Below are 10,831 nucleotides of genomic sequence, written 5' to 3'. Positions count from 1 at the left end.
CCTAGTGCTGAACTGGGTGCTGGGCCCGGCGCTGATGTTCGCGTTGGCGTGGCTGCTGCTACCCGATCTGCCCGAATACCGCACCGGCCTGATCATCGTCGGACTGGCCAGATGTATTGCCATGGTGATCATCTGGAACGACCTGGCCTGCGGTGACCGGGAAGCCGCCGCCGTGCTGGTGGCGCTGAATTCGGTGTTCCAGGTCGTGATGTTCGCGGTGCTGGGCTGGTTCTACCTGTCGGTGCTGCCCGGTTGGCTGCACCTGCCCCAAACCGAGATCAGCACCTCGCCGTGGCAGATCGCCCAATCGGTACTGATCTTTCTGGGCATTCCGCTGTTGGCCGGGTATCTGTCGCGGCGCATCGGGGAACGCACCAAGGGCCGCCAGTGGTACGAGTCGAAGTTCCTGCCGGTGATCGGTCCGTGGGCGCTGTACGGGCTGCTGTTCACCATCGTGATTCTCTTTGCCCTGCAAGGCGATCAGATCACTTCCAAGCCCTGGGAGGTCGCCCGCATCGCGCTACCGCTGCTGGCCTACTTCGCGATCATGTGGGGCGGCGGCTACCTACTTGGCGCCACCCTCGGACTGGGTTATGCGCGCACCACCACGTTGGCGTTCACCGCCGCCGGAAACAACTTCGAGCTGGCCATCGCCGTAGCCATCGCCACCTACGGCGCCACCTCCGGCCAAGCCCTGGCCGGAGTCGTCGGCCCCCTGATCGAAGTCCCCGTCCTGGTCGCCCTGGTCTACGTGTCGCTGGCGTTGCGGCGACGATTCACCGCAGTCCCGCAAGCTATTTCGTCCGATGTCTCGACCGCTTCTGCCTCGACAACGAATGTGACGGAGTAACCCGATGACCGATAGCCCCGTAACTCACCGCGCGCACCCCGATCTGTCGATTGATCAGCGCCATGCCCTGCGCACCGCGGCCACCCGCCTGGAGACCGAGTTCGGCTCCGCCTTCGGCACCGAAACGATCGAACGGTTCCTGCATTCGTCCTATGAGCAGTTCGCTGGCCGGGCAACCGTTCCCAACTTTCTGCCGCTACTGGCCGAACGGTTCGCCCGCCAACGCCTACACGCCCTGGCGCGGGTGGAAGGCAAGGTCAGCGACGGCAAACCCACCGTGCTGTTCCTGTGCACCCACAACGCCGGGCGCTCCCAAATGGCGCTCGGGTACTTCAACCACCTGGCCGCGGGGCAAGCCGTCGCGTGGTCCGGCGGCTCAGAACCCGGCCGCGAAATCAACCCCGCTGCCATCGAAGTCATGTCCGAAGTCGGCATCGATATCACCGGCGAATACCCCAAACCCTGGACCGACGAAATCGTGCAGGCCGCCGACGTCGTCATCACCATGGGCTGCGGAGACGCCTGCCCAGTCTTCCCCGGAAAGCGTTACGAGAACTGGAATCTGCCCGACCCCGCCGGACAATCGACCGATGCCACCCGTCCCATCCGCGACGACATCGAACTCCGCGTCCGCAACTTACTCGCCGAACTCGCCGTCCCGGTCACCAAGTAGCCAGCCAAGACCCGCCATATCTACCTGTTATACAAACAATTTCAGACTTCCGACCGCAAGGAGCTATTGATCCCATGGCCGCCGATAAGCTCTCGGTGTTGTTCGTGTGCCGCCGCAATGGCGGCAAATCTCAGATGGCGGCCGGGCTCATGCGCAAGGAAGCCGGCGACCTGATCGATGTGTGCTCGGCCGGTACCGAACCCGGCGACGCCATCAACGAACTCTCCGCTCAAAGCCTCGCCGAAGTGGGCATCGACATCACTGGTGAGCACCCCAAACCCATCGACCCAGAGCTGCTCCGCGGCGTCGATCGAGTAGTGGTCCTGGGCCGGGAAGCCAAAATCGACGACGTCGACGGCGTCCAGATCGAATACTGGGACACCGACGAACCCTCCGAACGCGGCATCGACGGCATCGAACGCATGCGTCTAATCCGCGACGACATCGCCACCCGGGTGAGCCGACTCGTTGTAGATCTCGCCACGTAGAACCAGTCCCTGAGAAGGGCGACGCGAAGAGAAGTCGCCCCAGATTCAATGAGCAAGGGGTGCGTCATCGTGCTCATCCAAGATGGGCACTGCAGGCCAGGGTCCGTCAGATGCCACAACCGCCACCATTGATCTACTATCTATGTACGTAGATAGTAGATGGTTCCGGCTGGGACCTTCCGCTATCGGCAGGCGTGGTCAGTGCGAGGTAACTGGATTTCGATGGAAAGGGGTACGGCACGTGCGTGTACTACGAGTGATCATGGTGGCCGCCGCGGCGGTGATGGCGATACTGGCAGCCGGTGTCCCGCTGGCCAATGCCGCCAAAAGTGGCTGTCCCCACACAATGGGGTCGCATCAGCGGATCGGTGATGCCGGTGGCGCGGTGGTACAGGAATGGACCGTCAGTGGGCTGCGCAAGAGCGCTGACCCGACTCCGGGTTACCCGGTGTCAGGGCAGCTTTGGGAGGCAACCGCAACGGTGCGGGCACTGGCCGGGACGGTGACCCCGATCATTCCGAATCTTGCCGCCGTCTCCGGCTCCGAGGAGCATTACCCGGTGCTCTGGCAGGTGGCCAGCCCCTACGGCATCCCGGGGGCCACCCTGGCTCAAGGGCATACCTCCACGGGCAAGGTGTACTTCGATGTCACCGGTGCCGCTGCGGCGATGGTGACCTACCAGGGCGGCGGGGCAATGCCGACGGCCATGTGGTGTGAGCAGGGGGCGATGAAAGCGATGATGGCCACGATGAAGTCTGCGCCGGACGCGGACTGCGACTGCTGCGCCGACATGCCCACACCCGGCGGCGACTGCTGCGCGGACAAGCCCTGAGCGGCTCTGGGGTGAAATGGCCTGCCGGGCAGGTGATGTGCCACGCCGGCGTGCTGTATCGCCCGCCCGGCGACTCACCTCTACGTGCGGGGCAGGGGTGGGCCATGCGAATACTGGCGTCACCGCCGAGCTCGATCTACTATCTATGTACGGAGATCGTAGGTCCTGGAATCAGGGCATCGGCCGTTGGGAAGGGAGCGCGATGACTTACTTTTTCACGGTGGCCGCGGTACTGGCGTGCCCGCTGGTGATGGGCGCAATGATGTGGATGATGATGCGCAGTCCCGGCGAGGCGAATTCTGCTGAGTTACAGGAACTGCGGGCGTTGCGTACGGAAATCGACCTCCTCAAATCCAGGCCAGGGCGCGCCCTGTAATCAGCAGTCGGGCCCGGCCGCGCAAGGCTGCCGCGTTGCCGGTCGATGAATCTGTCGGCGATGAGATTGCGTGCGCAACCGGGCCGGGGAACGGAGTGTTATCAATGGCGCCTTGGCGCAAAGCACGTACCGCAGGCCAGCGCGGTGCGCGCATTGCTATGCCGGATCTACGTGAGGGCGCAGGCGGATGGTGGGTGCCGGTGGTGGGTACCGCTGTGGTGGCGGTGTTCGCGGTAGCGGTCGTCGGTACTGCCATGGCCACACGCGGTGGGCAACACACCTCACCTGGCGAGGCGACTGGTTTGGATCATCCGGCGGCCACTGTCGCGGTCGGTGCCGATAGCGCGCCGCCGTGGCCGGCACCGGCGGATGCGTCCGCGGCAGCGGGCGCGGCCGGGCTGCCGATGGCGCGCATGGAGGGCACCGTGCTACACATTCACGCCCATCTTGACGTGCAGGTCGACGGCCGGCCGGTGCCCGTACCGGCCAATATCGGTGTCGATGGGCGACGGGGCGCCATGAGTGCCCTGCACACCCACGATGCCAGCGGCATCATCCACATCGAGTCGCCGGTGCGCCGGCAGTTCAGCCTCGGTGAATTGTTCACCGAATGGCAGGTCAGCTTGGCTGCTGATCACATCGGAGGGCTACGCGCCGGTGCGGGAAAACAGCTGCGCGTGATCGTCAACGGTGTGCCGCAAACAGATAACCCCGCCGCGATCACACTGGCTGCCCATGACCAGATCGCCATCATCTACGGCGCCCCGCACCCCGGGGAGGTCATCGCCTCGAGGTACCAGTTTGCGGACGGCCAATAACCGACCGGCGGCACAGGCCGAACGCCGGTATTACTATTTACGTACGTAGACAGTAAGAATGTTGAAGGCCAGGAGATACATCAAGTGCGCAGTCGAGGTTTCGGTGAGCTGGAATCGGTGGTGATGGATCGTGTGTGGAGCCGCGACGAGGACACCTCGATGACGGTGCGCGAGGTGTTCGACGAGCTGGCCACCGAACGCGACATCGCCTACACCACGGTGATGTCGACGATGGACAACCTGCACACCAAGGGCTGGCTGGCGCGTGAGCGCGAGGGCAAGGCCTACCGGTACTGGGCCACCCTGACCCGCGAACAGCACAGCGCCCGGCTTATGCGTGAGGCGCTTCACGGCGGCGGCAGCCCTGATTTGGTGCTCACCCACTTCCTCGAGCAGATCGGCCCAGAAGAATCGGCGCGGCTGGCCGCGGTGCTGCGGCGACCGGTGAAACGGGCCCGCGCCAAGTGAGCATCGCGGTCTGCCTGCTGCTCTACAGCGCGGCGGTCCTGGTATTCGGGCCACCGGTCTTAACCCGCCTGACCCGCTCGGCGCACGCCCCACATCTGGCGATCGCCGCGTGGCTGGCCGCGATCGCCAGCGTGCTGTCCACCTGGCTGGTAGCTGCGGTGCTCATTGTCATTGACGTTGCCCGGCACTGGGATTCCCCCGCGGCAGTGCTCGCGGCGTGCATCACCCGCCTGCACGCGGTGGCCGCCGGTGATGTCGGCATCGCGCCGCAGTCCGGGCTGCTGGCCCTGGCCGCGGCGGCAAGCGCAGCGACCGCAACCCTGGGGGTACGCCTGGCCCGCGCCGTGGTCCGGCTACGCGACACCGCGCACGAACATGCTCGCGCGGTGCGTATCGTGGGCCGGCGCACCGCCGACGAGCACGTGATGGTTCTGGAAGCCCACGAACCTGCCGCCTACTGCGTCGCCGGCCGCCCGCCGGCGATCGTCCTGACGACGGCCGCGCTGGCTGCTCTTGATGACGAACAGATCGCGGCGGTGCTGGCGCACGAATGCGCTCATCTGGCGGGGCACCACCCCCAGCTCGTCTCGGCGCTGCGCGCCGTGTCCACCGTCTTACCGCGAGTGCGGCTCATGACCGTAGGGGCGGCCGAGGTGTCCCGGCTGCTGGAGATGTGTGCCGACGATGCCGCAGTCCGTCTACACGGCCGCAGCGCCTTGCTGTCAGGGTTGATGGGCCTGGCCGGCGCCGCCAGCGCACCGGCGGCGGCCCTCGGCGCGGCGAATGTGGCTGTCCTGAGCCGCGCCGAACGACTCGTGGCATCACCCCCGGCACTTGCGGTGCGGGCCCGCGCATGGACCGCGTTGGCGATAAGCCTCACGGTGATCGCCGCGGGCCCGATCATCACCGCCGTGCTGGCCGCCTCCGGCGCACTGCTGTGCAGCCCGTAGGGCAGGTATGCCGCCGGAGCCCTCGCACGATACCGAGACCACCAAGTCCTTCCTCCCACACCTGGCGTACCCCGTACAAGTATGAACCGGGCAACCCGGATCCCACCGAAACGAGGCCGCCCGAACGGGGGTATCGAGCCTCGATCGCCCGCGCAACTGCCCAGGTAAGGGGTGGATTGTGATACCCCGTCCCGGTACTGGCCGGTTCCGAGTACACGAGCCTGTAGCGGTGCGCAGCAATACTCTGCACAAATAACCCTACGGGGGTATCCTTTCGAAATCTGCTGGTGCGGGCAAGGAGGTTTCGGTGAGCACAGTGACCGTGAAGGTGTCGGGTATGAGCTGCGGGCACTGCGCGGCCTCGGTGCGCCAGGAGGTGGCTGCGCTTCCGGGGGTCAGCGGTGTGGATGTCGATATCGCCGAGGGCACCGTCACCATCTCCTCGGCCGCGACCCTGCCGGTCGAGGCGATCGATGCGGCCATACGCCAAGCCGGCTACGCACTGGCCGGATGAGTCGCCGGGCCCGGCCCGCCTGCAGGGTCGGTCACACGACTCGGCCAGATCCAAGACATCGGCTTTGACAAGACATTCCTTCGAAAGGACACCGCTCATGGCCACACGACACCCCCTCTGGAGTGCGGCGAGCATCGCGGCCGGCGTGCTCGCCGCGCTCGCCGCCGCAGCCCCGGCGGCATCGGCCGACCCGCCGCCGATACCGTTCATTCCTGCAGTCCCGGCGCCGCTGCCTTCGGTCCCGGGCAGCTATACCTACAGCTACTACAACTTCCCGGCGGTTGCCCCGGCCGCGGTGGATGCGCGCGGGGTGAAGATCGCCACCAACGCCGACCCCGGAGCCACCGCGACCGGGATGCCCGGCAGCAAGCTCGGCAACAGCGCCCACCCGCCGAACATCCAGTCCTCCTCCAGTACCCGCTACTCGGTGACCGGCGGCGTGCGGCCGCCAGCAGTGTCCAGCACCACGGGCGTCAACTACGGCGCAGGCAATGAGACTCCCGCACTGGAAGACCCCTACGGTCGGGCGCCCCAGAACATCGGCGGCGCCGAGGCCGCCGCACCCCCGACGGTGGTTCCCGGCGCTCCGGCTGCCCCCGTCCTGGAAGACCCCCACGGTCAGCCGCCTGTGCCACCGGCCGAGGAATCGCCCTAACCCGCTGCACTTGCATGCCGCCCCGGCAACCGGCACCACCAGGTATCGGTGCCCCGTTGTACCCCAACCAGCATGAATACATTTTCTGCATACCCTATACGGGTATATGGTTAGGGTGTACGGTGGGGTGATGGCGCTCACCGGTGACCGCACGCCGCGCCACCCGCACTGGGTGGCCATCGGCGTGGTGCGGGTGTTGCTGGCCGCGGCGGTGGTGTTGGTGCCCGCGCTGCAGTGCCCACCGGCCGCACCCGACACCGCCATCACCGCACCCGTGCGGCACGTCCCCGCTACCGCCGGGGTACATGGCGCGGCCGCACAACTGGGTGCGCTGATCGCCGTGGCCGGCGATGGTGACCACCATCGGTGCGCCCTACTGACCGCCGCCACCACGGTGGTCGCCGCGGCAGCCGACGCGGTGCACGGGTGGGGCACGGTGCCCGCGGCGGCGATGTTTCTGGTGGCGACCGCCGCGATGCTGTGGTCGCACAGTACCCGCGGCCCACCGCGTCGCGCCGCGATCTGGTTTCTGCGCCGCGGCCGTGACCGGCTGCAACATTTCTGCGTGATGCGGCGCTGACGGCCGGTTCCCCCAGAGCCCCCATCGGGGGCGCTGATACCGGTCATCGCATCCCATCCTGGCCGCCGCGATGGCGGCCCCTTTCACGCAAGGAATCACCATGAACCGCACCGTAATTAACCACACCCGCCGCTACCGCAGGCTGGCCGCCGCCGCGGCGGCCCCGCTAGCCGCGCTGACCCTGGCCCTGGCTGCACCGGCCCTGGCGCAGGCCAGCGGACCAATCCCGAGCGCAGATTCCATCAGTGCCCAGGCCCCCGCAGGGCCCGGCTGCCGCCACCACAACTGCTGGCCGCGCCCGCCGCATGGCGGCGGCTGGGGCGGTGGTGGGGGCCACGGCTGGGGCGGCGGCCATGGCGGCGGCTGGGGCGGGCACCGCTAACACCGGCCCCATTGACCGGTGCCGCCCCGCCAACACTGCGTCCAGGCGGGGCGGCACCCCTTCACCGCGTCGCTGCTCCGGTTCGGACCACACCCTGTGCGGCCCGGCCCCGCTGAGCCGCCGCTGCCTGCCCCTGGCCGACAGCCCCACAGGCCCTTGGCCACCCCGTGTACCCCTGAAATACAAGGACATCCATGACCGTGACCACATCATTGATAACACTGACAACACCGTCCGTGTCCGCCTGCCGGCGCGCCGCCGCCGTGGCGGTAGCGGCCGGTATCACCGCGTTCACCGGGCTTGCGTTGGTAGCTCCCGCCGCCGCCGGCCCGGCGCCGGGTAACGCCCAGACTGTGATCGCCGCCCTTCGAGCCCGTGGGGACCAGGTGATCGTCAACGGCGATACCGCCGGAAAACCGCTGTCGGCGTGCATCGCCGTCTCGGTGCGCGTCGGGCGGCACATCTATAACCAGGTGCAGCAACGCAAAGGGCCGGCGACCCGCTCGTTGGCCTCGCACGTCATGTATGTCACCGTGCGGTGCTAGAGCTTCACTGCGGCGGCCCGGATCATTGTGGGCCGCCGGGATTTTGGCCGCCGATGTCGGTGATCGGCAGGTTCGGTGCGGGTTTGGGTGAGGGTGTGGCCGGCAGCGCGGGAATCTTGTCGGCCGGGATGTCGTGAATATCGTTGGCCGGTGGGCCGTTTTCGCGGCTGCCGTAGCTGCTGCCGGGGGCGCGATCCCCGAGCAGGTGGCTGACGGTGACCATGTGGTAGCCGTTGGCGATCAGGACCGGCAGGAATTGGTAGACGACGTCGACGGTGCTGGAGTAGGTGTCGTGCAGCAGCACCACCGAGCCGGGTTTGATCTGGGTTTTGAGCATGTACACGGTGGCGGCGGTGTTGGCGTCGTTGATCCAGTCGAATGCGATGACGTCCCACAGGATTTCGGCCAATCCCTGTCGCCCGGCTTCGGCGCGCACCGCGTCATCGGAGACTCCGCCGGCGGGGCGGTACAGGTGCGGGGTGTGCCCGATCGCGGCGGTGATCGCCGCGGCGCCCCTGTTGAGCTGGCCTGCGATGTCGGCGACCGCGATGGTGGCCATGTTGGGGTGTTCCCAGGTGTGGTTGGCCACCTCCATCCCGGCGGCGTCGATGCGGCGGGCCGCGTCGGGGTCGGCGGCCACCTTGTTGCCGATCAGGAAGAACGTGGCTTTGGCGCCGCGGTCGGTGAGCACCTGCAGCAGACGATCGGTGAACGGGGTGGGGCCGTCATCGAAGGTCAGCGCCACACACTTGTAGCGAGCACAGTCCACGGTGTCCGGGCCGAGCAGGAGATGATGGCGCACCCCGAGGGCGACCACGCCGGCCGCGGCCAACACCACCACCGTCACCACAGTGATCTGGAACCGCACCGACCTCAGCACCGCACCCACCGGCCACCTCCTGACGCACCGGGCGGCACTGCGGCGGCCTGCGCGCCGCCGCGATCGTGATACCCGCGGGGGGCATCCTTGCACGCGTACCTGGACACCGTCAGCACACCACCGCTATATGGCTATACCCGGTAGGGGTAAAGGCTAGAATGGACCGCATGCGGATGCACCCGGGCTGGGGGTATCGCCGCCGGTCCCACAGGGGCGCGGGGGCGCTGCTGCTGCTAGCCGCCGCGCTGGCAGCGATGGCGATACTCGGGTGCACGGCCGAGCTGCCCCGCGCGGGCGCACCGGCCCCGGCCAGCGGCGAACATGCACCTAACGCGGCCCTCGGCGCGGTACCAGGACTGATCACCGCACACGTTCACGATGTGCGCGCTGACCTGGATGCGCCCTGCCCACACCCCCCGCTAGCCGGGAACGTGGCCGGCGGCGACAACGCAGCGCTGAAGTGGACCGCGCCGGTCCTGCTGACCGCCGGGGCCATGGCCGTGCGGGCGGGTGCGCACGGGCCGCCGCCATGGACGCGCACAGCCGCCGCAGCCAGCGGCGCCGTCTTGCTGCATCAGCTCTGCGTTATCCGGCGCTGACGAACACCCCGGGCTGCCTGCCGCTCTAGCCACAGGCAGCCCGCACTGGTGTGTCCTCGACAGCTTCGCCGCCCCCGTGTGCGGCACCCCAACGTAGGGAATTCTTATGCACAACAACCGTTTTCTTCACCGCGCGGCCGCATCGATGGTCGCAGTCCTGGCCGGGGCAACGCTGGGCCTGTCCGGCGCCGCGCCGGCCTGGGCGGGCCCGGCCGCCCCCAACGCGCTGCAGGTCATCATGGCTTTGCAGCGCCAGGGCGACAAGGTCATCGTCAATCGCACCGGCGACAAGCCGCTGCAGATGTGCTCCGTGACATCGGTACGCGAAGGCAAATCCGAGTACTGGTGGACCCATCCTCAGGTGGTCGACCCCAACCGGGCTAAACGCGCCAATGGTGTGGGCACACAATTGCTGTACCGCACCATGTACGTCGACGTGCAGTGCTGACCATGCCGCATTGATATCGCAGTCGGTCCCGGCCCGCTGGCCGGTACTTACGCGGTGACCGGGCCGGGACGTTCAGGCTAGCCCGGTCACCGGTGGGGTCAGGCCGGGGCAGGCGCACCGGCGCAGCACGGGCAGTCGCCGCCCGAGGTGGGTGCGGGCATGTCCTGGCAGCAGGGGCAGTCCGCCATCATGGCCTTCATGTCGGCCTTCATCTTCGAGTCCATAGGCATGTTCATGGACTCGTTGCAGCACCACATCATCGCCGGTGCGGCGCCGCCGGTGCCGTAGATGACGGCCATCGGGTCCGGGCCGGTGACATCGAAATACAGTGTGCCCGAGGATGTTTGTCCTTCATCGAGAGTGGCGGCGGGCAGTCCTTGGTCGGTGCCGATCTGCCAGAGTACCGGGTAGTGCGCGCCGGTGGCGTGGGCGGCGAGGTTGGGGATCAGCGCGGTGATGGTGCCGCGCGCGGCCCGCACGGTGGCCGCAGCTTCCCAGAGCTGGCCGGCCGGGCTGTATCCGGGTAATACAGCCTCTGATTTCTTCAGGGCGGCCACGGTCCATTCCTGGGTACCGCCGCCAGCGTCGGGCAGCTGTTGAGCGGCCCCGAAGCGGTGCGGACAGGACCCCGCAGCGTGCCCCAGGGGCGGGGCAAGCAGCCCGGTCAGGAACAGCCCGGCGGTGGCCAGGGCCAACAACACGAATCGCAGTCCTTGCATGTGCGGTCTCTTTCTGTGAGGTCAGTGGGACATTCGGCCCGGCGTGGCCGGTTC

The 10,831-nt window shown here is 67.6% G+C and carries 17 protein-coding genes; 15 read left to right on the top strand and 2 right to left on the bottom strand.

The features are described 5' to 3' along the window. From arsB to B4383_RS08940, 13 genes are all read left to right on the top strand, one after another. Positions 1 to 850 (top strand): ACR3 family arsenite efflux transporter (gene arsB / locus B4383_RS09000; RefSeq protein ID WP_078321068.1); only part of this gene is annotated, 850 nt, incomplete at its 5' end. 4 nt (positions 851 to 854) lie between these two features. Beyond that, positions 855 to 1,523 (top strand): arsenate reductase ArsC, encoded by a 669-nt coding sequence (locus tag B4383_RS08995; protein WP_078281803.1) that lies wholly within the window; start codon positions 855 to 857, stop codon positions 1,521 to 1,523. Positions 1,524 to 1,597: 74 nt separating this feature from the next. Continuing rightward, positions 1,598 to 2,011, top strand: a complete 414-nt coding sequence (locus B4383_RS08990) for a low molecular weight phosphatase family protein (protein ID WP_078281802.1) — start codon at positions 1,598 to 1,600, stop codon at positions 2,009 to 2,011. A 262-nt stretch (positions 2,012 to 2,273) separates the two neighbouring features. Further along, positions 2,274 to 2,843, top strand: a complete 570-nt coding sequence (locus tag B4383_RS08985; protein ID WP_078281977.1) for a DUF1942 domain-containing protein — start codon at positions 2,274 to 2,276, stop codon at positions 2,841 to 2,843. Between the two features lie 202 nt (positions 2,844 to 3,045). Beyond that, positions 3,046 to 3,219 (top strand): hypothetical protein, encoded by a 174-nt coding sequence (locus tag B4383_RS26615; protein ID WP_176126416.1) that lies wholly within the window; start codon positions 3,046 to 3,048, stop codon positions 3,217 to 3,219. A gap of 104 nt (positions 3,220 to 3,323) precedes the next feature. Further along, complete coding sequence (locus tag B4383_RS08975; RefSeq protein WP_139360639.1) at positions 3,324 to 4,037, top strand: hypothetical protein; 714 nt, start codon at positions 3,324 to 3,326, stop codon at positions 4,035 to 4,037. An 84-nt stretch (positions 4,038 to 4,121) separates the two neighbouring features. Then, positions 4,122 to 4,505, top strand: coding sequence for a BlaI/MecI/CopY family transcriptional regulator (locus tag B4383_RS08970; RefSeq protein ID WP_078281799.1), 384 nt, complete (start codon positions 4,122 to 4,124; stop codon positions 4,503 to 4,505). Next, on the top strand, positions 4,502 to 5,455 hold the full coding sequence (locus tag B4383_RS08965; protein ID WP_078281798.1) for a M56 family metallopeptidase: 954 nt from the start codon (positions 4,502 to 4,504) through the stop codon (positions 5,453 to 5,455). The genes B4383_RS08970 and B4383_RS08965 overlap by 4 nt, the downstream gene beginning before the upstream one ends. A 307-nt stretch (positions 5,456 to 5,762) precedes the next feature. Continuing rightward, positions 5,763 to 5,969, top strand: a complete 207-nt coding sequence (locus tag B4383_RS08960; protein ID WP_078281797.1) for a cation transporter — start codon at positions 5,763 to 5,765, stop codon at positions 5,967 to 5,969. Positions 5,970 to 6,066: 97 nt separating this feature from the next. Then, a complete protein-coding gene (locus tag B4383_RS08955; protein ID WP_078281796.1) occupies positions 6,067 to 6,624 on the top strand; it encodes a hypothetical protein in 558 nt (185 codons plus the stop codon). Between the two features lie 130 nt (positions 6,625 to 6,754). Then, on the top strand, positions 6,755 to 7,204 hold the full coding sequence (locus B4383_RS08950; RefSeq protein ID WP_139360638.1) for a hypothetical protein: 450 nt from the start codon (positions 6,755 to 6,757) through the stop codon (positions 7,202 to 7,204). 100 nt (positions 7,205 to 7,304) lie between these two features. Further along, positions 7,305 to 7,586, top strand: a complete 282-nt coding sequence (locus tag B4383_RS26610; RefSeq protein WP_078281976.1) for a hypothetical protein — start codon at positions 7,305 to 7,307, stop codon at positions 7,584 to 7,586. Between the two features lie 212 nt (positions 7,587 to 7,798). Then, positions 7,799 to 8,131 (top strand): hypothetical protein, encoded by a 333-nt coding sequence (locus B4383_RS08940; protein WP_232783728.1) that lies wholly within the window; start codon positions 7,799 to 7,801, stop codon positions 8,129 to 8,131. A 22-nt stretch (positions 8,132 to 8,153) separates the two neighbouring features. Here the strand turns inward: B4383_RS08940 and B4383_RS08935 are convergent, their stop codons facing one another. Beyond that, positions 8,154 to 9,020, bottom strand: a complete 867-nt coding sequence (locus tag B4383_RS08935; RefSeq protein ID WP_078281793.1) for a polysaccharide deacetylase family protein — start codon at positions 9,018 to 9,020, stop codon at positions 8,154 to 8,156. Between the two features lie 158 nt (positions 9,021 to 9,178). On the opposite strand from B4383_RS08935, the gene B4383_RS27085 reads away from it, so the two are divergent. Next, positions 9,179 to 9,610, top strand: coding sequence for a hypothetical protein (locus B4383_RS27085; RefSeq protein WP_232783724.1), 432 nt, complete (start codon positions 9,179 to 9,181; stop codon positions 9,608 to 9,610). Between the two features lie 106 nt (positions 9,611 to 9,716). Continuing rightward, positions 9,717 to 10,058: a hypothetical protein gene (locus B4383_RS08925; protein ID WP_078281792.1), complete on the top strand. Its 342-nt coding sequence runs from the start codon at positions 9,717 to 9,719 to the stop codon at positions 10,056 to 10,058. Positions 10,059 to 10,156: 98 nt separating this feature from the next. Here the strand turns inward: B4383_RS08925 and B4383_RS08920 are convergent, their stop codons facing one another. Further along, positions 10,157 to 10,777, bottom strand: a complete 621-nt coding sequence (locus B4383_RS08920) for a DUF1942 domain-containing protein (protein ID WP_078281791.1) — start codon at positions 10,775 to 10,777, stop codon at positions 10,157 to 10,159. Between the last annotated feature and the right edge of the window lie 54 nt (positions 10,778 to 10,831).

It is taken from the genome of Mycobacterium sp. D16R24, from assembly GCF_002013385.1.
GTDB lineage: Bacteria > Actinomycetota > Actinomycetes > Mycobacteriales > Mycobacteriaceae > Mycobacterium.
The sequence above is the reverse complement of the archived record's forward strand: the minus strand, read 5'-3'. Positions and strand labels throughout refer to the sequence as shown.